18 protein-coding genes and 2 pseudogenes are annotated in these 21,839 nt (G+C 69.0%); 7 read left to right on the plus strand and 13 right to left on the minus strand.

The window, feature by feature from the left end:
• Positions 1 to 4: 4 nt before the first annotated feature.
• From lapB to N788_RS13705, 10 genes are all read right to left on the minus strand, one after another.
• Positions 5 to 1,177: a lipopolysaccharide assembly protein LapB gene (gene lapB, locus N788_RS01840; protein WP_034220344.1), complete on the minus strand. Its 1,173-nt coding sequence runs from the start codon at positions 1,175 to 1,177 to the stop codon at positions 5 to 7.
• Positions 1,170 to 1,442, minus strand: coding sequence for a lipopolysaccharide assembly protein LapA domain-containing protein (locus N788_RS01845; RefSeq protein WP_034220346.1), 273 nt, complete (start codon positions 1,440 to 1,442; stop codon positions 1,170 to 1,172). Before N788_RS01845 ends, lapB begins: the two co-directional genes overlap by 8 nt.
• 56 nt (positions 1,443 to 1,498) lie before the next feature.
• The gene (locus N788_RS01850) at positions 1,499 to 1,831 is read right to left on the minus strand and encodes an integration host factor subunit beta (RefSeq protein WP_051924245.1); all 333 of its coding nucleotides are present in this window, start codon (positions 1,829 to 1,831) and stop codon (positions 1,499 to 1,501) included.
• Positions 1,832 to 1,911: 80 nt separating this feature from the next.
• Entirely contained in the window at positions 1,912 to 3,594 is a 1,683-nt protein-coding gene (rpsA, locus tag N788_RS01855; protein WP_034220347.1) for a 30S ribosomal protein S1, read from the minus strand.
• 150 nt (positions 3,595 to 3,744) lie between these two features.
• Complete coding sequence (gene cmk / locus N788_RS01860; protein ID WP_034220350.1) at positions 3,745 to 4,437, minus strand: (d)CMP kinase; 693 nt, start codon at positions 4,435 to 4,437, stop codon at positions 3,745 to 3,747.
• Between the two features lie 10 nt (positions 4,438 to 4,447).
• Positions 4,448 to 5,773: a 3-phosphoshikimate 1-carboxyvinyltransferase gene (aroA, locus tag N788_RS01865; RefSeq protein WP_034220352.1), complete on the minus strand. Its 1,326-nt coding sequence runs from the start codon at positions 5,771 to 5,773 to the stop codon at positions 4,448 to 4,450.
• On the minus strand, positions 5,770 to 6,885 hold the full coding sequence (gene hisC, locus N788_RS01870) for a histidinol-phosphate transaminase (protein ID WP_034220355.1): 1,116 nt from the start codon (positions 6,883 to 6,885) through the stop codon (positions 5,770 to 5,772). Before hisC ends, aroA begins: the two co-directional genes overlap by 4 nt.
• Before the next feature lie 2 nt (positions 6,886 to 6,887).
• The gene (pheA, locus tag N788_RS01875) at positions 6,888 to 8,051 is read right to left on the minus strand and encodes a prephenate dehydratase (protein WP_034220682.1); all 1,164 of its coding nucleotides are present in this window, start codon (positions 8,049 to 8,051) and stop codon (positions 6,888 to 6,890) included.
• A 1-nt stretch (position 8,052) separates the two neighbouring features.
• A complete protein-coding gene (serC, locus tag N788_RS01880; RefSeq protein WP_034220356.1) occupies positions 8,053 to 9,138 on the minus strand; it encodes a 3-phosphoserine/phosphohydroxythreonine transaminase in 1,086 nt (361 codons plus the stop codon).
• A gap of 62 nt (positions 9,139 to 9,200) precedes the next feature.
• Positions 9,201 to 12,404, minus strand: coding sequence for a PAS domain S-box protein (locus N788_RS13705; RefSeq protein WP_051924246.1), 3,204 nt, complete (start codon positions 12,402 to 12,404; stop codon positions 9,201 to 9,203).
• A 76-nt stretch (positions 12,405 to 12,480) separates the two neighbouring features.
• Between N788_RS13705 and msrP the strand changes: the two genes are divergently transcribed.
• Positions 12,481 to 13,446, plus strand: a complete 966-nt coding sequence (msrP, locus tag N788_RS01890) for a protein-methionine-sulfoxide reductase catalytic subunit MsrP (RefSeq protein ID WP_034220358.1) — start codon at positions 12,481 to 12,483, stop codon at positions 13,444 to 13,446.
• Between the two features lie 11 nt (positions 13,447 to 13,457).
• Positions 13,458 to 14,082 (plus strand): annotated as a pseudogene (locus tag N788_RS01895) (protein-methionine-sulfoxide reductase heme-binding subunit MsrQ); the annotation flags it as partial.
• Between the two features lie 202 nt (positions 14,083 to 14,284).
• On the opposite strand, the pseudogene N788_RS01900 reads toward N788_RS01895, so the two are convergent.
• Positions 14,285 to 14,908: pseudogene (locus N788_RS01900) on the minus strand (FHA domain-containing protein); the annotation flags it as partial.
• Between the two features lie 98 nt (positions 14,909 to 15,006).
• Between N788_RS01900 and N788_RS01905 the strand changes: the two are divergent.
• The gene (locus N788_RS01905) at positions 15,007 to 15,282 is read left to right on the plus strand and encodes a polyhydroxyalkanoic acid system family protein (protein ID WP_034220365.1); all 276 of its coding nucleotides are present in this window, start codon (positions 15,007 to 15,009) and stop codon (positions 15,280 to 15,282) included.
• On the opposite strand, the gene N788_RS01910 is transcribed toward N788_RS01905, so the two are convergent.
• The gene (locus N788_RS01910; protein ID WP_244444065.1) at positions 15,227 to 16,000 is read right to left on the minus strand and encodes a DUF8198 family protein; all 774 of its coding nucleotides are present in this window, start codon (positions 15,998 to 16,000) and stop codon (positions 15,227 to 15,229) included. The genes N788_RS01905 and N788_RS01910 overlap by 56 nt on opposite strands.
• A 111-nt stretch (positions 16,001 to 16,111) precedes the next feature.
• On the opposite strand from N788_RS01910, the gene N788_RS01915 reads away from it, so the two are divergent.
• From N788_RS01915 to N788_RS01925, 3 genes are all read left to right on the plus strand, one after another.
• The gene (locus N788_RS01915) at positions 16,112 to 17,362 is read left to right on the plus strand and encodes a patatin-like phospholipase family protein (protein ID WP_034220367.1); all 1,251 of its coding nucleotides are present in this window, start codon (positions 16,112 to 16,114) and stop codon (positions 17,360 to 17,362) included.
• Positions 17,363 to 17,481: 119 nt separating this feature from the next.
• Positions 17,482 to 18,159, plus strand: a complete 678-nt coding sequence (locus tag N788_RS01920; protein ID WP_034220369.1) for a phasin family protein — start codon at positions 17,482 to 17,484, stop codon at positions 18,157 to 18,159.
• A 215-nt stretch (positions 18,160 to 18,374) separates the two neighbouring features.
• Positions 18,375 to 19,433: a restriction endonuclease gene (locus N788_RS01925; protein WP_034220370.1), complete on the plus strand. Its 1,059-nt coding sequence runs from the start codon at positions 18,375 to 18,377 to the stop codon at positions 19,431 to 19,433.
• Positions 19,434 to 19,436: 3 nt separating this feature from the next.
• On the opposite strand, the gene N788_RS01930 is transcribed toward N788_RS01925, so the two are convergent.
• On the minus strand, positions 19,437 to 21,425 hold the full coding sequence (locus tag N788_RS01930) for an SDR family oxidoreductase (RefSeq protein ID WP_034220372.1): 1,989 nt from the start codon (positions 21,423 to 21,425) through the stop codon (positions 19,437 to 19,439).
• A 150-nt stretch (positions 21,426 to 21,575) separates the two neighbouring features.
• On the opposite strand from N788_RS01930, the gene N788_RS01935 reads away from it, so the two are divergent.
• The gene (locus tag N788_RS01935) at positions 21,576 to 21,833 is read left to right on the plus strand and encodes an acyl-CoA-binding protein (RefSeq protein ID WP_034220374.1); all 258 of its coding nucleotides are present in this window, start codon (positions 21,576 to 21,578) and stop codon (positions 21,831 to 21,833) included.
• The last annotated feature ends 6 nt before the right edge of the window (positions 21,834 to 21,839 follow it).

Raw genomic sequence — 21,839 nt, forward strand, 5'->3', positions numbered from 1 at the left:
GTGCTCACTCGCTGACCGCGCCGTGCACGGGTTTGATGCTGCCCCAGCTCTTGCAGCCCGGACACTGCCAGTGATGCGCGCGCGCCGAGAATCCACAGCGTTGGCAGCGATAGCCCGGCGTGCGGACCACCAGTTGTTCGGTGATCTGCTTGAGCGTCTTGAGCGCCACCGCCGGGTCGGAATCGGCGTCGCGCAGGCTCAGTTCGATGTAGGCCGCCTCGCCCCGCACCGAGGGGCGCTGGCGCAGCTGACGGGAGAGGAACTCCAGCGCCGCGCCCTTGCCTTCCTCGCGCTCGATCATCCGGGCCAGGGCCAGCACCGGGGACACGCCCGGGTAGTGTTCGGTCATCTCGAGCAGGAAACCGCGGGCACGGGCGGACTCGCCGCGACGCTCGTAGCAGGCCAGCAGCGGCTGCAGGATTTCCGGCAGGAATTCGATGTCATGCCGCGCAACCCGCTCGAAGGCACGGATGGCCGCGGCGTCGTTGCCTTCGGCCAGCTCCAGCCGGGCCTCGACCAGGCCGGCGCGTACCGAATGGCTGTCGGCGGCGTAGGCTTCGGCGACATGCTTGCGCGCCTCGTCGAGCTTGCCGTCCAGGCGGGCCATTTCGGCCAGTTCGCAGTGGAACTGCGCCACCAGTTTTCCCATTGGCTCGCCGCCGGCGTTTTCCAGCTGCCTTGCGTGCTCGATGGCCTTGGCCCAGTCGCGTTCGGCCTGGTAGACCGAAATCAGGTGCCGCAGCGCCTGGGGCGCCAGCACGCCCATGCGGACCAGGTCGGTGAACAGGGTTTCGGCCCGGTCCAGCAGGCCGGCGCGCATGTAGTCCTCGCCCAGCGCGAGCACCGCGCGGGTCTTTTGCTCGTCGCTCAGGCCCGGGCGCGCGACCAGGCTCTGGTGCAGGCGGATGGCACGGTCCACTTCACCGCGCCGGCGGAACAGATGGCCCAGGGCGAACTGGGTCTCGACCGTGTCCTTGTCCACGGCGGCAATCTGCAGGAAGACCTCGATCGCCTTGTCCTGCTGTTCGTTGAGCAGGTAGTTGAGCCCGCGGAAATAGGTGTTGGACAGCCGCGAGACGCGTGCCCCGCCCCGCCTTTCACCGCCGCGGCGACCGGCCAGCCAGCCACCACCCGCCGCCACCGGCAGCAGCAGCAGGAACCAGGCCAGTTCACTCATGGTGTTCCTGGCCGGGGGCCTGGGAAGCTTGCGCGGACTTGCCGCGGCGCAGGCGATGCCGCAGCGGCCAGACCACCGAAGCGGTCAGCACGAAGCCGGCAAGCACCGCGCCCACCAGGACGGCGAGCAGCAGGCTGGTGCCCAGGGAGATCGATTGCAGTTGCCAAAGGCCCAGGTCGATGCTGACCGGGTCGCGATTGAGCGCGCCGAAAAGCACGCCGAATCCGACGAACAACAGTGCAAGCAAAGCCTTGATCAGTCGCATGCGCGAGATTCCCGGTGCCGTTCGGCGGCAAGCTTAGCCCATCCGGGCCGGCGGGCTCAGCCTTCGGCGTGCGGGAGGGCAGCCGGAGCGGCCGGAGCGTCGGGCGCGTTGCGGGCGTTGACCCGATCGCGCAGCTCCTTGCCAGGCTTGAAATGCGGAACGTACTTGCCGGGCAGCGCCACGGACTCGCCGGTCTTGGGGTTGCGACCCAGGCGCGGCGGACGGAAATGAAGGGAGAAACTGCCGAAGCCGCGGATTTCGATCCGCTCACCCTGGGTCAGGGCGCCGCTCATCATCTCGAGCAGGGTCTTGACGGCCAAATCCACGTCGTCGGCCTTCAGGTGGGCCTGGCGCCGCGAAAGCACCTCGATCAATTCGGACTTGGTCATCTCCGGGCGGTCCCTCGGTGTTCTTGGGGTGGCGACGTGGCCCGGGCGAACCCGGGCCACGCGCCGATCTTGCAGGGGGCTTATTCGCCCTTGTTCAGCTGCTCACGCAGCAGCGCACCGAGCTTGGTGGTGCCGGCGGCCGCATCGGACGCCTTGTTGACCTCGGCCAGGGAATCGGCCAGCTCGGCCTCGTCCTTGGCGCGGATCGACAGCTGCATGGTGCGGCCCTTGCGGTCCATGCCCATGAAGCGGGCTTCGACGGCGTCGCCAACCTTGAGGTACTGGGTGGCGTCGTCGACGCGCTCCTTGGCGATGTCGTTGGCACGCACGTAACCTTCCACGCCGCCTTCGAGCTCGATGGTGGCGCCACGGGCGTCGACTTCCTTGACGGTGCCGTTGACGATGCTGCCCTTCTGGGTGCCGGCCATGTACTGGCCCACCGGATCCTGCTCGAGCTGCTTGACGCCCAGCGAGATGCGCTCGCGCTCGGGGTCCACGGCCAGCACGACGGCTTCCAGGTCGTCGCCCTTCTTGAAGTTGCGCACGACGTCTTCGCCGGTGGTGTTCCAGGAGATGTCGGACAGGTGCACCAGGCCGTCGATACCGCCGTCCAGGCCGATGAAGATGCCGAAGTCGGTGATCGACTTGATCTGGCCGGAAACCTTGTCACCCTTCTTGTGCAGGGCCGAGAAGGCCTCCCACGGGTTCGGGGTGCACTGCTTGATGCCCAGCGAGATGCGGCGGCGTTCGCCGTCGACGTCGAGCACCATCACTTCCAGTTCGTCGCCCAGCTGGACGACCTTGGACGGGTTGACGTTCTTGTTGGTCCAGTCCATCTCGGACACGTGCACCAGGCCTTCCACGCCCGGCTCGATCTCGACGAACGCGCCGTAATCGGTGACGTTGGAGACCTTGCCGAACAGGCGCGAGCTGGTCGGGTAACGGCGGGCGATGTTGTCCCACGGATCGTCACCCAGCTGCTTGAGGCCCAGCGAAACGCGGTTGCGCTCGCGGTCGAACTTCAGCACGCGGACGTCCAGCTCGTCGCCGACGTTGACCACTTCGGACGGGTGGCGCACGCGCTTCCAGGCCATGTCGGTGATGTGCAGCAGGCCGTCGATGCCGCCCAGGTCCACGAACGCGCCGTAGTCGGTGAGGTTCTTGACGACACCCTTGATCACGGCACCTTCCTGCAGGCGCTCCATCAGCTGCTCGCGCTCGACGCTCGACTCGGACTCGACCACCGCACGGCGGGAGACCACGACGTTGTTGCGCTTGCGATCGAGCTTGATGATCTTGAACTCGAGTTCCTTGCCTTCCAGGTAACCCGGGTCGCGGACCGGACGCACGTCGACCAGGGAGCCCGGCAGGAACGCGCGGACGTCGCGGATGTCGACGGTGAAGCCGCCCTTGACCTTGCCGGAGATGCGGCCGGTGACGATCTCGCCAGCTTCCATGGAAGCCTCGAGCTCGTCCCACACCATGGCGCGCTTGGCCTTCTCGCGCGACAGCACGGTCTCGCCGAAGCCGTTCTCGAGGTATTCCAGGGCGACCTTGACGGTCTCGCCCACGGACACTTCAAGCTCGCCCTCTTCATTACGGAACTGCTCGATCGGAATGATGCCCTCGGACTTGAGGCCGGCGTTGATCACGACCACGTCGTTGCGGATCTCGACCACGGTGCCGGAGACGATGGCACCCGGCTTGAGCTTGGACAGCGCGCCCTGGCTCTGCTCGAACAGTTCAGCGAAAGATTCAGTCATTGTTGGATACTCGGTTGGACATACGGGTCGGCGGCTCCGCCGCGACCCACCTGTTGGCGCTTGATGCGCGTGGATTTAACCCGTGCCTTCCGGCCCGGGAGCTGGTTTCTGCCTGGGAAGTCGCGCCGTTGCGGGCGGATGCGCCGGGGATCAGGCCTGTCGTGGCTGGCGGGATTTTTCCGGCAGCACCGACAGCACGCGCTCGATCACCTCGGTGATGGGCGTGCCGGTGGAGTCCACGACAACCGCGTCATCCGCGGGCTTCAGGGGCGCCACCGCACGCCCGGCATCGCGCTCGTCACGAGCGGCGATTTCGTGCAGCAGACTGTCAAGATTAACCGAAACCCCTTTTTCCTTCAACTGCTTATGGCGCCTTTTGGCCCGTTCCTCGGCGCTGGCGGTCAGGAAGACCTTGTAGGGGGCGTCCGGGAAGATGACGGTGCCCATGTCGCGGCCGTCGGCCACCAGGCCCGGCAGCCTGCGGAACCGGTGCTGCAGCTCCACCAGGGCGGCCCGGACCGGCGGGTGGGCGGCAATGGCCGAAGCCGCCGCGCCGGCGGTTTCCATGCGCAGCTGGCGGGTGGCGTCCTTGCCGTTGACGATGACATGGGGTTCGCCGGACCCCTGGGTTTCGAAGCGGATTTCGGTGCGGGCGGCGCACTGGGCCACGGCTTCGGGGTCGCTCAGGTCCACCCCCTCCCAGGCCGCCGCCAGGCCCACGGCCCGGTAGATGGCGCCCGAGTCCAGGTAATGCCAGCCCAGGCGTTCGGCCACGGCCCTACTGATGGTGCCCTTGCCGGAGCCGGAGGGCCCATCGATGGTGAGTATGGGGATGCGAGGCATGGCCGGGATTCTAGCCGACCGGCTGCCGGACCTGCAGGCCGAAGCCCAGCCCACGGGCTAGCGCCTCGAATCCGGGGAAGGAGGTGGCGACATTGGCGCAGTCGCGGATCCGGACCTCGCCGCCGGCGCACTGGGCCGCCACCGCCAGGGCCATGGCGATGCGGTGGTCGCCATGGCTGTCGGCGTCCCCGCCGCGCAGCCGGCCGCCGCGGATGATCGCGCCGTCCGGGGTTTCGTGGATGTCGGCGCCCAGGGCCTGCAGCGCGGCCGCCATGGTGGCGATGCGGTCGGATTCCTTCACCCGCAGCTCGGCCGCGCCGGAGACGCGGGTCTCGCCCTCGGCCAGGGCGGCGGCCACGAACAGCGCCGGGAACTCGTCGATCATGTCCGGCACCAGGGCCACCGGGACGTCGATGCCGCGCAGGCGGGCGTGGCGCACGCGCAGGTCGGCCACGGGCTCGCCGCCCTGCTCGCCGGCCTCAGCCACCGTGATATCGGCCCCCATCGCGCGCAGCGCATCGAGCAGGCCGGTCCGGCGCGGATTCATCCCGACCTGGCGCAGGCAGAGGTCGGAACCGGGTACCAACGACGCAGCGACCAGGAAGAACGCCGCCGACGAGAAGTCGGCCGGCACCCGGACCGGGATGGCGCGCAGGCGATGCCCGCCGTCGAGGCTGGCCTCGCCGGGACCAAAACGAACCGGCCAGCCGAACGCCGCGAGCATGCGCTCGGTGTAATCCCGGGTCGGATGGGGCTCGCTGACCCGGGTCGTCCCGCGGGCATACAGACCGGCCAGCAGCACCGCTGACTTTACCTGGGCGCTGGCCACGGGAGATTTAAAATCAATGCCTTGCAGTGTTTTCTTACCGTGGATTCTAAGAGGCGGCCGTCCCCCTTCGCCCGCTTCGATCGCGGCGCCCATGGCCTGCAGCGGCGAGATCACCCGGGCCATCGGACGACGCGACAGGGACGCGTCGCCCACCAGTTCGCTGTCGAAGCCCTGCCCGGCCAGCAGCCCGGCCAGCAGGCGCATGCCGGTCCCGGCATTGCCGCAGTCCAGGACCCCGGCCGGGGCCTGCAGGCCGTGCAGGCCGACGCCATGCACGATGCGCCGGCTGGCCGAAGGTGCCTCGATGCGGACGCCCAGGTTCGCGAAGATCGCCGCGGTCGCCCGGGTGTCCTCGCCCTCCAGGAAGCCTTCGATCTCGCAGCGGCCCTCGGCCAGGGCACCCAGCATCACCGCGCGGTGCGAAACCGACTTGTCGCCGGGGACCTGGACCTCGCCGGTCAGCGCGCTCCCCGCCGAGGCCTGCCAATCCAGGGTCGGGGCGCTCACGCCAGCACCTCGTCCAGCGCCTGCAGCAGCTTCCGGTTCTGGTCGCGCAGCCCGACCGTGATGCGCAGGCATCCGGGCAGCCCGTAACCCGCCATCGGTCGCGGCACCACGCCGCGGGCCACCAGGCCCTGCTCCACCGCCGCCGCGTCGGCGCCGAACCCGACCAGCAGGAAGTTGGTCTGCGACGGGGACACGGCCAGCTCGCGCGCGCGCAGCGCGTCGGCCAGCGCCTCGCGTTCGCTGGCATTGGCCTGGCGCACCCGTTCAACGTGTCCGGTGTCGGCCAGGGCGGCCTCCCCGGCGGCCAGCGCCGGCCCGTTGACGTTGAAGGACTCGCGCAGGCGCTCGAGCACGGCAACCAGGCCGGGCGCGGCCAGCAGGTAACCCAGGCGCAATCCGGCCAAGCCATGCGCCTTGGAGAACGTCCGGGTCACCACCAGGTTCTCGAACCGCGCCAGCAGGCCAACCGCCGAAACCAGGCCCGGCTCGGTGGCGTATTCCATGTAGGCCTCGTCCACCACCACCAGCACCGTCGGCGGCAGGCGGGCGAGGAAGGCCTCCAGGGCCGTGGCCGGGACCCAGGTGCCGGTCGGGTTGTTGGGGTTGGCCAGGTAGACCAGGCGCGTTCGCGGACCCACGGCGGCGGCCATCGCGTCCAGGTCGTGGCCGCGGGCCATGGCGTGTCCGGCCGGCAGGGCCGGCGCCTGCACCAGGTCGGCGCCGGCGGCGCGGGCGGCCAGTGCGTAGACCGCGAACCCGAACTGCGAGGCCAGCACGTCCAGGCCCGGCCCGGCGAAGGTCTGGCCGAGCATCATCAGCAGCTCGTGCGAGCCATTGCCCAGCATCAGTTGCCCGGGCGACACGCCATGGTGCGCCGCCAGGGCACGCTTGAGCCCGCCACCGATCGGATCGGGATAACGGTGGGCGTCATCGAGGGCGGCGACCGCGGCGGCGACCGCGGCGGGACTGGGGCCCAGCGCGTTTTCGTTGGAACCCAGTTCCACCAGGCCCGGGTGGGCCTGGCGCAGGGCCACCAGGTCCAGCCCCGGGTCGTAGGCCCGCAGGCGCTGCAGGCCCGGCTGGGCCAGGGCGGAAAAGGCCGCTTCGTCCATGCTCAGAGCAAGGCCACGGGGTACGCCCCGAGGATGCGGATGTCGGCGGCGAATTCACCCAGTTCGGCCAGCGCGGCGGCCACCGGGCCGTCCTGGGCATGGCCACCGACGTCGATGAAAAACGCGTACTGCCAGCGGCCCGTGTGCGCCGGGCGCGACTCGATGCGGTTCATGCTGACGCCGTGGCGCGCGAACGGGCTGAGCACCTTGTACAGCGCGCCGGGCTGGTCACGCACGAAGACCATCAGCGACGTCCGGTCATGCCCGCAGGGCGGAAGCAGTTCGCGCCCCAGCACCAGGAAACGGGTGGTGTTGTCGGGCCGGTCCTCGATCGGGCCGGCGAGGGTCTTGAGGCCGTAGACGTGGCCGGCGTTTTCGCCGGCGATCGCGGCCGAATCGTCGGCATTGCGGGCCCGGCGGGCGGCTTCGGCATTGCTCGAGACCGGGATTTTTTCGGCCTTGGGCAGGTGGTGGCGCAGCCAGGTCTTGGCCTGGGCCAGCGACAGCGGATGCGAATAGACGCGTTCGATGTCCTCCATCCGGCCGGTGCGCGACATCAGGAACTGGTGCACGGCCAGCTCGACTTCGCCGCAAATCTTCAGCGGCGAAGTGAGGAACATGTCCAGCGTGGACTGGATGGTGCCCTGCCCCGAATTCTCGACCGGAACGATGCCGAAGTCGGCGTGGCCGGCCTCGACCTCCTGGAATACCTCTTCGATGCTGCCCAGGGGCAGGCCCTTGGCCGAATGGCCGAAGTGCTTGTGCAGCGCCTGCTGGGAAAACGTGCCTTCCGGCCCGAGGAAACCGACCTTCAGCGGCTCCTGCTGGGCCAGGCAGGCCGACATGATTTCGCGGAAAAGCCGGAGCAGCACCTCGTCGTTGAGCGGCCCGTCGTTGCGGTCAAGCACCCGGCGCAGCACCTGCGCCTCGCGCTCGGGCCGGTAGTAATCGATCGCCGCCCGCAGCGGACCCTTGGCCTTGCCGACCTGGTGCGCCCAGCGGGCACGTTCGGCGATCAGGTCCTGGATCTGGCGGTCGATGCCGTCGATGCGTTCGCGCACCTGCTCAAGGTCGGGCCGGGCGGCAGCGGGCTTGCCGGAAGCCGGCCTGGCCGCGGCGGGTTTCGCCGCCGCGGACTTGCCCTTCGCAGGCTTGCGCGTGGCCACTTCAGCCGTGCCGCCGGGCGAAATCACCCATGAAATCCACCAGCGCCTGCACGCCGGCCTCGGGCATCGCGTTGTAGATCGAGGCCCGCATGCCGCCCAGGGCCCGATGGCCCTTCAGGCCGACCAGGCCGGCGGCCTTGGCCTCGGCGAGGAAAGCCTGCTCGCGGGTTTCATCGGGAAGGAAGAACGGCACGTTCATCCACGAACGCGCCGGAGCCTGGACGTTGTTGCGGTAGAAGCCGCCGGAGCCATCGATGGCCGCGTAGAGGTTTTCCGCCTTGCGCCGGTTGACCTCGCCCATGGCGGCGGCGCCACCCTGGGCCTTGAGCCACTGCAGCACCAGCCCCAGCACGTACCAGCCGAAGGTGGGCGGCGTGTTGAACATCGAGTCGTTGCGGGCCTGGTTCTGCAGTTCGAAGATCGGCGGCAAGGCGCGGCCATGCCGCCCGAGCAGGTCCTTGCGGATGATGGCGATGGCCAGGCCGGACGGGCCGAGGTTCTTCTGGGCGCCGCCGTAGAGCACGCCGAACCGCGAGACGTCCATCGGCCGCGACAGCACGTTCGAACTGATGTCCGCGACCAGCGGCACGTCGCCCACGTCCGGGATGTCGTGGAACTCGACGCCGTGGATGGTTTCGTTGGGCGTGTAGTGCACGAAGGCGGCGCCGGGCGTGAGCTGCCAGCCGGAGGGGTCGGGAATGCCGGTGTAGCCATCGCCCTTGCCGCTGGCGGCGACGTTCGCCTTCACCGAAGCGGCGATGTTGTCCAGCGCCTTTTCGCCCCAGTGGCCGGTCAGCACGACGTCCACGGCCTGGTCCGGACCCGCCAGGTTCAGCGCCAGCAGCGCCGAAAGCGTGGTGGCGCCGCCCTGCAGGAACAGCACGTGGTAGTCGTCGGGAATCGCCATCAATTCGCGCAGGTCGGACTCGGCACGCGCGGCGCACTCGACGAAGGCCTTGCCGCGGTGGCTGACCTCCATCACCGAGGCGCGTTCGCCCTGCCATTCCAGCATTTCGTCGCGGACCTGCCGCAGGACCGGTTCGGGCAGCGCGGCCGGGCCGGCACTGAAATTGTAGGCGCGTGTCATGGATTTCCTCGGAAAGCGTTCGTCGGCAAATTAGCACGGGGCCGCGAAGCCCCGGAAGGTGTTCAACCGACGATGCCCTCGGTTCCCGAGAGCATTTGCTCGAACTGCTCCGGCGGCAGTGCCCGGGCGAACAGGAAGCCCTGGCCGAACCGGCAGCCGATCTCGCGCAGCGCGTCGCGCTGGCCGGTGGTTTCGATGCCTTCGGCGGTCAGCGTCAGGTCCAGTTCGCCGGCGAAGCTGTTGATCGTCCGGGCAATCGCCCGGTGCCGGGCATTGGTCTGGATGTCGCGCACGAACACCTGGTCCATCTTCAGGGCGTCGAAGGGTGAGGCCGCGAAGGACTCGAGCGACGAGTAGCCGGTGCCGAAATCGTCCACCACCAGCCCCACGCCCAGCGCCTTGAGCGCCATCAGCCGCTGCTCGGCCTGTCCGCGACCGCCGCGGAAGGCGGTTTCGGTGACCTCCAGCCGCAGGCAGTCCGGCGGCAGCCGGTGCTTGCGCAGCAGCGACAGCACTTCGTCGACGATGCCGGGCGAAACCATCTGGCGCTCGTCCACGTTGACGTTGATCGACAGCCCGGACAGGGCCGGGTACGCCTGGCGCCACTGCGCCAGCTGGCCACAGGCCTGGCGCAGGACCCAGGCATCGAGCTCCATGATCAGGCCGGTTTCCTCGGCCAGGGGCAGGAACTCGGCCGGTGCCAGCAAGCCGCGACGCGGATGTTGCCAGCGCACCAGGGCCTCGGCGCCCACCAGCTGGCCGCTGGCCAGTTCCACGATGGGTTGGTAATGCACCCGGAACTCGGCGCGTTCGAAGGCCAGGCGCAAGTCGGTTTCCAGCTGCAGCCGGCTGAGCGCCTGTTCGTGCATGCCGGCGTCGAAAACCACGTAGCCGGACTTGCCGGCCGACTTGGCCCGGTACATGGCGGTGTCGGCATCGCGCAGGACCTGGTCGGGTGACTCGTAGTCGCCGCCGCCCAGGACGATGCCGATGCTGGCCGAGGAAAACACCTGCTGGCCCCCGATGTCGAAAGGCAGTTCGAACAGCGCGATCACCGCCTCGGCGATCCGGCGGGCCCGGTCGGCGTCGCAGGCGCCGTCGGGCAGCAAGGTGAACTCATCGCCCCCGTAGCGTGCGATCAGCACGTCGGCCAGCAGGCTGTCTTCCAGCCGCCGGGCGATCTGCACGAGCAGCCGGTCGCCGGCGCCGTGGCCGAGGCTGTCGTTGACCCACTTGAACCCGTCCAGGTCCAGGAACAGCACCGCGTAGGGCGTTCCGCCGGCACGGCTGGCGCCAAGCATCGCCGCCGCCAGCCGCTGGTTGAACATCATCCGGTTGGGCAGCCCCGTGAGCGGGTCGTGGGTGGCGTGGAAACGCAGCCGGTCCTCGGCCTCGCGCTGGCGGGAGATGTCGAGCACGGTGCCGGTGAGGTGCTGGGCACCGTCGATCTGCACCGGCCCGATGTTCACGCGGACATGAACCCGGTGGCCGTCGCGGTGCAGCAGGCAGGTCCCGAAGTCCGGGCTCACGCCCTCCCCGGCCTCGCGGTCGCGGTCGCGGCGCTCGGACTGGGCAATCGCCTCGGGCGCCATGATGTCGCGATAGCTCAGCCCCACCAGCTCCGGCTCGCGATAGCCCAGCATCCGGGCGAAGGCGGCGTTGACGTAGGTATAGCGTTCGCCCTGCATCACGAAGACGCCGACCTGGCTGTCCTCGACCAGGGTCCGGTACTTGTTCTCCGAACGGGCCAGCGCCAGCCTCGCTTCCTGGCGTTCATTGATGTCGAGCACCGAGCCGGTGAAGTGCAGCGGCTGCCCCTGCGCGTCATGCACGACGCGGACGCTGGCGCTGACCCACTTCGCGCTGCCATCGCGGCAGCGAACCCGGGTCTCGTAGTGGTCGAAGGACCCGTGCCTGAGCGCCTGTTCGACCAGCAGCCTGCGCTCGCCGACCTCGACGTACAGCGACTGGATGTCGCTGGCCGACTCGCGAAGCTGCGCGACGCTGTCGTAGCCCAGGATCCGGGCGAGCATCGGGTTCACTTCCATGATCTGGCCGTCGATGGTGGTGCGGAACAGACCGGCCGGCGAATTTTCAAACAGCTCGCGGTAGCGCAACTCGGCTTCGGCCACCGCGTCCTGGCGGGCACGGTCCTCGGTAACGTCGCGCAGGGTGCCGGTGGAGGCGATGTCGCCGTCGTATTCCACGGCGTCGGCACGCACTTCGCACAGGATGACCTGGCCGTCGCGCCGGCGCAGGCGGATCTCGTAGACCTGGGGCTCGGCCGAACCGGCCTCGCGCGCCGCCCGCCGGGCCATCTGGGCGTCGAGGTCGCCCGGATCGACCAGCGACATGTATTCGATGCCGCTCAGCTCCGCGACCGTGTATCCCAGGATGTCGGCCAGCGCCTGGTTGGCGAACGCGACCAGGCCCCGCTGGATCAGGAAAACGCCATCACGGCTGTTTTCCACCAGCACCTGGTAGAGCGTTCGCGATTGCCGCAACGCCTGCTCGGCCTCGACCTGGGCGGTGATGTCGACCAGCGAGCCTTCGTAGAACAACACCTGGCCCTGGTCGTCGTAGATGGCACGGGAGTTCTCGCTGACCCAGATGATGCTGCCGTCGCGCCTGCGGACGCGTGCGCGCACCCCGTCCAGGCGCTGGCCCGCCTGCAGCAGGGCATGGCTCTGGGCGGCCTGTTCGGCGTCCTCGTAGAGGGCGGACGCGCAGCGCGCGGTTTCGGCCAGCATCTGCGCCGGCGAGTCATAACCCAGGATGCGGGCCATGGCGGGATTGACGTCCAGGAACCCGCCGCCGGGCAAACTGCGATAGATGCCCTCGGAGGCCGCCAGGTACAGGGCGCGATAGAAACCCGCCGGGCGTTCCGGCGCGGGGGGCTGCGACCCCTCGTTGCCGGGCGGGTCCCGGCCGCCCAGGTGCAAGAGGCAGAAGACCACCGTGCCCTCGTCGGGATCCTGGGCGAACTCCACGCTCAGCCGCGCCGGTTCCAGCCGGCCATCGGCAAAGCGCACCCGGGTGGACACCGACACGGCCCGGTGTTCGGCCCGCAGCACGCTCCAAATCTGTGCCCGGAAACCCGGCTCGGCCCAGAGCCCGATCTCGTTCGGGATCTTCCCTATCACCTGGTCGCGACGGTAGCCGGTGCTACGCTCGAAGGCAGCATTGACCCCGAGGAACACCCCGTCGCTGGCGCGCATCACCGCAACCACGCTGGTGGATGAATCGAAAGCCTCGACCAGGCGCATCCATTTCCTCTCTGGACGACTCTTGTCGGGAGTATAGCCACGTGATTCGCCCCCGCGCCGCCAACGGAGCCACGCCATGAGCCGCCATCGCTACCCCCAGCCACCCGCCTCCGAGATCACCCCCGAGCCGGTCTACCGCGCCCGGCGCCAGTTGATGGGCCTGGGCCTGGCCAGCCCGCTGCTGGCCCTGGCCGGCTGTGCCGGTGCCGACGACGTGCCACCGGCCACCGCCCCGGTCGCGACCGATTCAGCGGACGGTTTTCGCAGCAACGAGACCCTCACCACCTGGCAGGACGCGACCACCTACAACAATTTCTACGAGTTCGGCACCGGCAAGGCCGATCCTTCGCGCCACGCCCATACGCTCGAACCGGCGCCGTGGACCGTGGTGGTCAGCGGCGAGGCGGAAACCACCGGCACCTTCGCGCTCGAGGACCTGCTGCGGCCACACGCGGTGCAGGAACGCATCTACCGCCTGCGCTGCGTGGAGGGCTGGTCGATGGTGCTGCCCTGGCAGGGCGTGCCGCTGGCCGAGGTGATCCGCCGGCTCAAACCGACCTCCAAGGCCCGCTACGTGGGCTTCACCACCCTGGCCGAGCCGGCGCAGATGCCCGGTCTCCGCTACCCGGTACTCGATTGGCCCTACCGCGAAGGCCTGCGCCTGGACGAGGCGATGCATCCGCTGACCCTGCTCGCCACCGGCCTGTACGGCAAACCGCTGCCCAACCAGAACGGCGCGCCCCTGCGCCTGGTCGTGCCCTGGAAATACGGGTTCAAGAGCATCAAGTCGATCGTGCGCATCGACTTCAGCGAAGACATGCCGGTGACCAGCTGGAACCAGTCGCAGCCACGCGAGTACGGGTTCTATTCCAACGTGAACCCCGACGTCGACCATCCGCGCTGGAGCCAGGCGAGCGAACGCCGCATCGCCGGCGACGGCAACCGGGTGTTCGCCAACCGCATCGCCACCCTGCCCTTCAACGGCTACGGCGAGCAGGTGGCATCGCTCTACGCGGGCATGGACCTTCGCAAGTGGTTTTGAGCGGGCGTCCCGTGCCATGGCGCTGGGTCGGCTTGAAGACCCTGGCGCATGCCCTGGCCCTGCTGCCGTTCGCGTTGCTGGTGCGCGGCGTGGTGCAGGACAGCCTGGGCGCCGACCCGGTCGCCGAGATCACCCACGCCACCGGCACCTGGGCCCTGCGCTTGCTGCTGCTGGGCTTGGCGCTGACGCCGCTGCGGCGACTGACCGGCCAGACCTGGCCGATCCGGTTCCGGCGCCTGGTCGGGCTGTACGCGTTCTTTTATGCCTGCCTGCACCTGGCGACCTGGCTGGCGCTGGACCTGGGCGGATTCTGGACGCAGGTCTTCGCCGACCTGGCCAAACGGCCCTACATCATGTTCGGCTTCGCCGCCTGGTTATGCCTGCTGCCCCTGGCCCTGACCTCGACCCGGGGCTGGATGCGCCGCCTGGGCCGGCGCTGGGGCCAGCTGCACAAGCTGGTGTACGGCGCCGCGGCGCTGGCGGTCGCCCACTACCTGTGGCTGGTGAAGGCCGACCTGCGCGAGCCGCTGGTGTACGCCGCGGTGCTCGCCGTGCTGCTGGGCCTGCGCGTGTTCTGGTACCTGCACAAACGCCGGGCTCAGGGCGCGTAGACCAGCAGCATCGTCAGCGACGCCGCCAGGATGGTGGCGGCGGCGATCAGCCACCACAGGCTGTTGGGATCCCGGGTGCGCGGCTGGCCCGGGGCCGGTGCCTCCTCCGGTGGCGGATCGTCGGCCACCGGCACGTCCACCGCCCGCATGGTCTGGGTATGGGGCGTCGCGGCGGACTTGCCCAGCGCGTCCTGGCCACGCAGCGGCAGGCCGGGCGCTTCGAGCACGAAGCGGTGCTGTTCCACCACCAGCTGGTCGCCGGGTGACAGCACCGCATCGCGGACCGGCACGCCGTTGAGCCAGGTCGCGTCCTTGCCCGGCGCGAGGGCGCGCAGCACGACGCGGTCGCCGTGCAGCTCGACCACCGCATGGCGGTCGGCGATGGCAGGGTCGTCCAGGCGGATGTCGGCCGCCGACGAACGTCCCAGCAGGCGGGGTTCGACCAGCGTGTGCGATCGCCCGAAATGCGGGCCGCTCAGTCCGCGCAGCACCACCCGCGAGGCAGCGACGCGCTGCGCCTCGCCAAGGCTGGCCGGCGCGGCGGACGGGATGCGGGTTTCTATGGCCGGCTGGTCGCTGCCCTTCACCACCACGCGCAGCTTGTCCAGGCAGACCAGGTCGCCCGCGCGCAGCAGGGCCAGGCGCTGGACCGGGCGGGCGTTCAGGTGGACGCCGGGCGCACCGTTGGGCACGCGAAGCCACAGGCCCCGTCGGTCGCTGATGAAGCTGGCATGGTGGGCCGCCAGGCCGCTGCCGGGCAGGCTGATCCGCAGCCCCGGGCGGCTGCCCACGGCCACTTCGCCCTGCAGGGGCACGTTGGGGTGTTCGCCATTGGGGAACGTCAGTTGCATCCGGCCTCCTCCGGCCGCGAATCTAGCATGGGCGCCGCGGACGGCCTGCTTGGTGGATACGGCGAAGCCACGCAGAATAGGCCGTCCAGGAGGAAACCATGTCCCATATCGACATCCGCCGCACCCACGGTCGCCCGCTCAAGGAAGCCAAGGCGGCGATCGAACGCGTCGCCGAGCACCTGGCCGAGAAATTCGACGTCGAATACGGCTGGGAAGGCAATACGCTTGCCTTCACCCGCGGCGGCGTCGACGGCCACATCGCCGTTTCCAGCAAGGAGGTGCACGTCACCGCCCAGCTGGGTTTCCTGCTGGGCGCGATCAAGGGCCCGATCGAGCGCGAGATCCACCAGTACCTCGACCGCGAGTTCGGCTAGGCGGCGAGTTGCCGAAGGGATCGGGATCGCCGGCGAACAGCCGGCGTGACGCCTCCCGCTCGCGATGACCGATCGCTTCCAGGAAGTCCCCGGCCCCGCCCAGGGCGTCGAAGGCGCTGAAGCCCCGCTCCAGGAAGCCCTGCAGCTCCGATAGCCCGGCCGCCCTGGCCGGGAAGCGCGAGGCGCGCAGGATCTTGTAGATGCCGTGTTTTTTCACCGCGGCGTCCAGGGTCCAGCCCACGCCGAGGATCATCTCGATCTGTCGTCGACGCAGGCGCGGACAGCCGACGGCGCGGTAGGCCTGCCCGTAGTCCGCCAGGGTGATGGGCGCCTGCGGTTCGGGGCGCCCGGCAAGGGCTTCGGCCATGCGCAGGTCGAAGGCATGGCTGAGCACCGCCAGCCCGATGGCGTCGGCGGCGGCCACCAGCAGGCTGTCCGGCAACAGCCGGGACATCAGCGGCATCACCTTGGCGACGTCGCGGTCCCGGCCGGAGAAGTCGCGCTCGCCGTACAGGTCGGTCAGGAAAAATTCCGCCGCCGGGCGCATGCGGGCGTTTTTCTTGAAGTCGGTGAAGCTGCCGGCCAGTCGCTGCGCCTGCCAGGCCTGCAGGGCGGCCAGCTGCGGCAATCGGTTGCGCGGATCGCGCACCGGATCGTAGACGGCCTTCTGCCAGGCCAGGCGCCGGGCCAGGCGCTCGCGCAGCAGGGCCTGGCTCATCGCTTCACCCGCCGGGGACGGTGGGAAATCGGTACATGCAAGCGGTTCACACTGGGCTGGGTCGTCATCCGGCTACAATCGCGGCGCCAATTCACTGGAGTCGCCCCTAGCATGCTCGTTCTTCAACCCGCCCGAAAGCGCAAGGCACCCAGCGAGGGCCGGATCGGCCTGGCCATCGCCGGCGGCGGGCCGATTGGCGGCATGTACGAGCTGGGCGCGCTGCGCGCCCTGGACGTGGCCATCGAGGGCCTGGACCTGACCCGCCTCGAGGTTTACGTCGGCGTCAGCTCCGGCGCGTTCCTGGCAGCGGGCCTGGCCAACCGGCTCGATACCGCCGAGATGTGCCGGATATTCATCAGCGGCGACAGCGACCAGGTCAAGTTCCATCCGCAGATGTTCCTGCGCCCGGCCTTCATGGAATACGTGCGCCGCGCCTCGTCGGTGCCACGACTGGCCTTTGACTGGTGGAAGGACCTGCTGACCGACCCCACCGGATCGCACCTGAGCGAACTGGTCGGCCGCTTCGGCGGGGTGATCCCGACCGGCCTGTTCGACAACCGCGGCATCGAACGGTTCCTGCGCAAGGTGTTCACCATCCGCGGCCGCAGCAACGACTTCCGTGAACTGGCGGCCAAGCTCTACGTCGTCGCGGTGGACCTCGACAGCGGCGAAGCGGTGCGCTTCGGCAGCCCCGGCTGGGACGACGTCAGCATCTCGCGCGCGGTGCAGGCCAGTTCGGCCCTGCCCGGCCTGTATCCGCCGGTGGACATCCGGGGCCACCATTTCGTCGACGGCGCCCTGCGCCGGACCATGCATGCCTCGACCGTGCTCGACCACGGCATCGACCTGATGCTGGGCGTCAACCCCTTCGTTCCCTTCAACGCCAAGACCGCCGGACGACCGCCCGACGGCATGAACATGCTCAGCGAGGGTGGCCTGCCGGTGGTGTTGTCGCAGACCTTCCGCACCTTGCTGCAGTCGCGCATGCGCGTGGGCCTGGAGAAGTACGCCGAACAGTACCCGGACGTCGACCAGGTGGTGTTCGAGCCCAACGAAGACGACGGCGAGATGTTCTTCACCAACGTGTTCAGCTACTCCTCGCGCCAGCGCGTCTGCGAACACGCTTTCCGTTCCACGCTCAACGACCTGCGCCGTCGCCGCACCGAACTTGCGCCGGTGCTGGCCCGCCACGGCCTGACGCTCAGGACCGAGGTGCTCGACAACCCGGCCGCGTCGATCATGGACGGCCTGGGGACGCCACGACGCCCGACCGAAACCACGGCGCGTCTGCGGCGGGCGCTGGACGACGTCGACCTGGTGCTGCGCGATCGCCAGCGTCCGGCAGGCCGGCGCCGGCGCTGAGGCGACGGCGGCGGCCACCCCGGCGACCGCTCGCCTATGGTGTGAAAACTCTAGACAGACGGCCCAGATTGGCGCCACTCGGCCTCCGTGCCCAAACCGAACAGATGGAGTAACGAAGCATGGCCAAGCTCAAGAAGAATGCCCGCGCCAAGGCCTCTGCCAAGCGCGCCCCGTCCGCCGCTTCCGCCGCCGACCTGCAGGCCCGCGCCGAGCAGGTGTCGCGTTCGATCGTCGGCTCCGCCCAGCAGATCTGGATGGCCGGCATGGGTGCCTTCCATCGCGCCCAGGGCGAAGGCTCGAAGCTGTTCGAAGCCCTGGTCAGCGAAGGCATGAACATCGAGCAGAGCACCCGCAAGCTGGCCACCAGCCGCGTTGACGCCGTGCGCGACGCCGTCGAGGACCGCGTCGGCGTGGCCCGCGAACGTGCCGTGGATACCTGGGACCGCCTGGAGAAGGTGTTCGAGGACCGCGTGCAGCGCGCGCTCAACCGCCTCGGCGTGCCCAGCCGCGAAGACCTCACCGAACTCAACCAGCGGGTCCATGAGCTCAACGGCGAGCTGCGCAAGCTGTCCAAGCCCTCGGCCAAGGCCGGTGCGGCCAAGGCGCGCAAGGCGCCGGCGGGCAAGAAGCCGGCGGCGAAAAAGGCCGGCAAGAAGGCCGCGACCAAGACCTCGGCACCGCGCAAGGCGAGCAAGAAGCCGGCGGCCCGCAAGGCCGCCAAGCCGGCGAAGTCCGCCAGCAAGCGCCGTCTGCCCAAGTCGCCCAAGCCGGTGGCCCCGCAGGCCCCTTCGGCCTGAACCCCTTCCCGTCCGCCAGCCAGTCGGGACCCCGCTTGCTCCCTCCCCTTGCGGATCCCGGCTGGCGGACGGATTTGAAGACCCCTGCCTGATCCCCAGGCAGGCAATCGAGATGGCCCGGCATTGCCGGGCCATTCGCGTTCAGGGCCAATGCCGCCGACTTTCCGCGTTATCCTCTGGCAGCTTCCCCCACCCCCCAGAACCGGAGTCACCGGATGTTCGGCCTCAGCCCCCTCGTCGCTGCCCTCGTCGCCACCATCGCCGCGCTGCTTGCCAGCACCTGGTGGTTTGGCGTGCATCGACGCCGGCTTGCCGAGACCCAGGCCGGCGTCCAGGCCCTGGCCGGGATGAAGTGGCGTGAGTGCGCTGGCCTGGTGCTCCAGGCCATGGAAGAAAAGGGCTTCAAGGAACTGCCCTCCAGCCGCCAACCGGGTGACGGTGGCGCCGAGTTCCTGCTGATCAAGGGCGACGAACGCTGCCTGCTTGGCTACAAGCACGGCACCGCCTACCGGCTGGGCGAAGCCAACGTGCGCGATTTCGCCAATGCGGTGCAGCTCCAGGGTGCCGATTCGGGAATGCTGGTGACCCTGGGCAGCGCCGAGGGTTTCGCCCGCGACCTGGCGCGCCGCTACGGCGTCGACCTCACCGACGGCCGCAGCCTGTGGCCGCAGGTCGAACCCTTCGCCGCGCCGCAGATGGTCGAAGCGATCCGGAAGCAGGCGGCCAGCGAAATCCACAAGGGCCAGCGCCTGGGCATGGTCGCCAGCGTCGCGCTGGGCCTGCTGGTTTTCGCCGTCGGATACGCCATGCAGCCCTCCGAACCAGAGCCGGCGAACACCCCGGCCGTCGCGGCACCGGCACCGACCGCCGGTCCGGAAGCCCCGGCATCACCTGCCGGCGCAGCCACCGACGCCCCGGCCAGCGCCGGAGCCGATGCGCCGCCGCCCTCGCGCTTCACCGACGACGCCTCGCGCCAGGCCGACGAGGCCCTGCGGGAGCTCGAGGAAGTCGCCAAGCTGACCGAACAACAGCGCATCGAGCGCCGCCTGGCGGCCGCCGCCGAGGTGGGTGAACTGGAAGCCGCGGACACCGCCACATGGTCGACCCAGTCGACCCTGGTCGTGCGCATGAACCGCCCGGACGGCATCGACACCGGCCTGGTCAACCAGGCCTGCGGCGTGCTCGTCCAGTACGAAGAGCTGCGCTATACGCGCCTGCAGCTCGAGCCCCCGGCCGGCGGAACCGGCCAGGTGCGCTGGCGCCAGTGCCAGTAAGTCCTACCAGTGCACGCCGCGCATCAGCGCGGCGAAGGCAACCTGTTCGTTGGTGGGCTTCTCGTCCTTGAGCGCCTTGCGGTCGCCCTTGGCGGCCGCCGAGTCGGGGAACATCTCGAAGGCCGTGTTCATGATCACCTCGTAGGCTTTCGGCGCCACGGCATTGAGCGTGGCGGCGAAGATGCCCATGCGGGTGGCGACGCGGCTCGGCCGTTCGATGATCGCCTTGACCACCAGGTCGGCGGCTTCCTCGGGCGACAGCGTCGGAACCGAGTCGTACATCTTGGTCGGCGCGATCATCGGCGTCTTCACCAACGGCATGTTGACGGTGGTGAAGGTGATGTTCTTGCCGCTGAACTCGGCCTGGGCGCAGCGGCTGAAAGCATCGAGCGCCGCCTTCGAAGCCACGTAGGCCGAGAACCGGGCCGAACTGGCGAGCACGCCGATCGAGCTGATGTTGATGATGTGGCCGCGACGGCGCTGGGTCATCATCGGCAGGAAACCCATGATCAGGCGCAGGCAACCGAAGTAGTTGAGCTGCATGGTCCGTTCGTAGTCGTGGAAGCGGTCGTAGCTGAGCTCCACCGAACGCCGGATCGAACGGCCGGCGTTGTTGACCAGCACGTCCACCGCCTTGTGTTCCGCCAGTACCGTCTTGACCAGGGCGTCGCAGCTCGAGAGGTCGGTCAGGTCGCAGGTGTAGGCCCAGCACTTGCCGCCGGCCGCGAGGATTTCGTCGCGGGTACGGAAGAGCTCTTCCTCGCCACGCGCGACGATGATGACCTTCGCGCCGGCATCGGCAACCTTGATCGCCGTGGCCTTGCCGATGCCCGAGGAACCGCCGGTGATCAGCACCACCTTGTTGGTGACGTGGCCACGCAGGGTGCGGTCGACGAACAGGTCGGGGTCGAGGTGACGCTCCCAGTAGTCCCAGATGCGCCAGGCGTAGGCGTCGAGCTCGGGCACTTCGATCTTGCTGCCCTTGAGCGCCCGCTCGACCACGCGCGTGTCGAACTTGGTCGGGTAGGTGATGAACGACAGCGTCGCCGGCGGCAGCTTCAGGTCACGCAACAGCATGGAGGTGAAGCGTTTCACCGGCGGCAGGTTGGTCACCGCGCTGCGCACGGCGCCGGGCACGACGGCCAGCATGCGCGCGTCCAGGCGCATGGTCATCTCCGGCGCGTGGGCGGCGCGGCAGAAGGTGTTCATCAGCTCGCCGAAACGCTTGGGCTCCGGGTCGACCAGGTGGAAACACTGGCCGTCCAGGCCCCGCTTGTGGGCGATGTGGTCCATGGCGTCGGCGACGAAGTCCACGGGCACCACGTTGATGCGGCCACCTTCGATGCCCAGGGTCGGCACCCACTGCGGCAGCGCCTGGCGCATTTTCTTGATCAGGGTGAACAGGTAGTAGGGACCGTCGATCTTGTCCATTTCGCCGGTTTTCGAGTGGCCGATGACCATCGACGGGCGATAGATGCGGAACGGCACCTTGCATTCGTTGCGCACGATGCCTTCGGACTCGTGCTTGGTGCGCAGGTAGGGGTCGCGCAGGCCCTCGGCCTCCTCGAACATGTCTTCGCGGAACACGCCCGGGTACAGGCCGGCCGCGGCGATGGAACTGGTGTGGTGGAAACAGCCGGCCTTGATGGCCGCGGCCAGCTCGATGGCGTGGCGGGTGCCGTCGATGTTGGCGACCTGCTGGGAGGCGGCATCGGCCGACAGGTCGTAGATGGCCGCCAGGTGGAAGAAGTGCTTTACCTTGCCGCTGAGCGCCTTGATCTTCGCCGGCGCCAGGCCCAGGCGCGGCTTGGACAGGTCGCCGGTGACCACGACGATGCGCTTGCGGTCCCAGCCCATCGACGTGGCGATGGCGTCGAGCTTCTTTTCCGAGCCCTTGCGCAGCAGCACGTGGATCGTGCCCTTGCGCTTGAGCAGGTTGCTGACCAGGAAGCGCCCGATGAAACCGGTGGCGCCAGTGACGAAATAAGACATGACCTCTCCCCTGCCCTTGACCCCGGGACCGGCCGCGATAGCCGGCAATGGGGTTAAGTTGCCAGACCCCGGCGCGGGCGGCAAACCCTTCGTTGAACTTCCACGGGGGCCGTGCTATCACCGGGGCTTCGAACGCGGGAACCCCAGACGATGGCCGACCTCAAAGCCGACTTCCAAAAAGCCTCCAAGGACGTGATGGACCTGGCCGAGCGGCCGGACAACGACACCATGCTGCGCCTGTACGCCCTCTACAAGCAGGGCTCCGAGGGCGATGTCAGCGGCCCCAAGCCCGGTTTCTTCGATTTCGTCGGCACCGCCAAGTACGAGGCCTGGGAAAAACTGGCCGGCATGAAGCCCGAGGAAGCCATGAAGAAGTACGTGGCCCTCGTGAAGACGCTTCGTAACTGACGGCCC

The sequence above is a fragment of the Arenimonas donghaensis DSM 18148 = HO3-R19 genome (genome assembly GCF_000743535.1).
Classification (GTDB): domain Bacteria; phylum Pseudomonadota; class Gammaproteobacteria; order Xanthomonadales; family Xanthomonadaceae; genus Arenimonas; species Arenimonas donghaensis.

Coding starts and splice junctions, on each gene's coding strand:
- hisC (WP_034220355.1), bottom strand. CDS start 6,885: ATGGACGAAGCGGCCTTTTCCGCCCTGGCCCAGCCGGGCCTGCAGCGC.
- N788_RS01920 (WP_034220369.1), top strand. CDS start 17,482: ATGGCCAAGCTCAAGAAGAATGCCCGCGCCAAGGCCTCTGCCAAGCGC.
- N788_RS13705 (WP_051924246.1), bottom strand. CDS start 12,404: ATGCGCCTGGTCGAGGCTTTCGATTCATCCACCAGCGTGGTTGCGGTG.
- N788_RS01850 (WP_051924245.1), bottom strand. CDS start 1,831: ATGACCAAGTCCGAATTGATCGAGGTGCTTTCGCGGCGCCAGGCCCAC.
- cmk (WP_034220350.1), bottom strand. CDS start 4,437: ATGCCTCGCATCCCCATACTCACCATCGATGGGCCCTCCGGCTCCGGC.
- lapB (WP_034220344.1), bottom strand. CDS start 1,177: ATGAGTGAACTGGCCTGGTTCCTGCTGCTGCTGCCGGTGGCGGCGGGT.
- N788_RS01930 (WP_034220372.1), bottom strand. CDS start 21,425: ATGTCTTATTTCGTCACTGGCGCCACCGGTTTCATCGGGCGCTTCCTG.
- serC (WP_034220356.1), bottom strand. CDS start 9,138: ATGACACGCGCCTACAATTTCAGTGCCGGCCCGGCCGCGCTGCCCGAA.
- N788_RS01915 (WP_034220367.1), top strand. CDS start 16,112: ATGCTCGTTCTTCAACCCGCCCGAAAGCGCAAGGCACCCAGCGAGGGC.
- N788_RS01910 (WP_244444065.1), bottom strand. CDS start 16,000: ATGAGCCAGGCCCTGCTGCGCGAGCGCCTGGCCCGGCGCCTGGCCTGG.
- N788_RS01925 (WP_034220370.1), top strand. CDS start 18,375: ATGTTCGGCCTCAGCCCCCTCGTCGCTGCCCTCGTCGCCACCATCGCC.
- N788_RS01905 (WP_034220365.1), top strand. CDS start 15,007: ATGTCCCATATCGACATCCGCCGCACCCACGGTCGCCCGCTCAAGGAA.
- N788_RS01845 (WP_034220346.1), bottom strand. CDS start 1,442: ATGCGACTGATCAAGGCTTTGCTTGCACTGTTGTTCGTCGGATTCGGC.
- N788_RS01935 (WP_034220374.1), top strand. CDS start 21,576: ATGGCCGACCTCAAAGCCGACTTCCAAAAAGCCTCCAAGGACGTGATG.
- rpsA (WP_034220347.1), bottom strand. CDS start 3,594: ATGACTGAATCTTTCGCTGAACTGTTCGAGCAGAGCCAGGGCGCGCTG.
- msrP (WP_034220358.1), top strand. CDS start 12,481: ATGAGCCGCCATCGCTACCCCCAGCCACCCGCCTCCGAGATCACCCCC.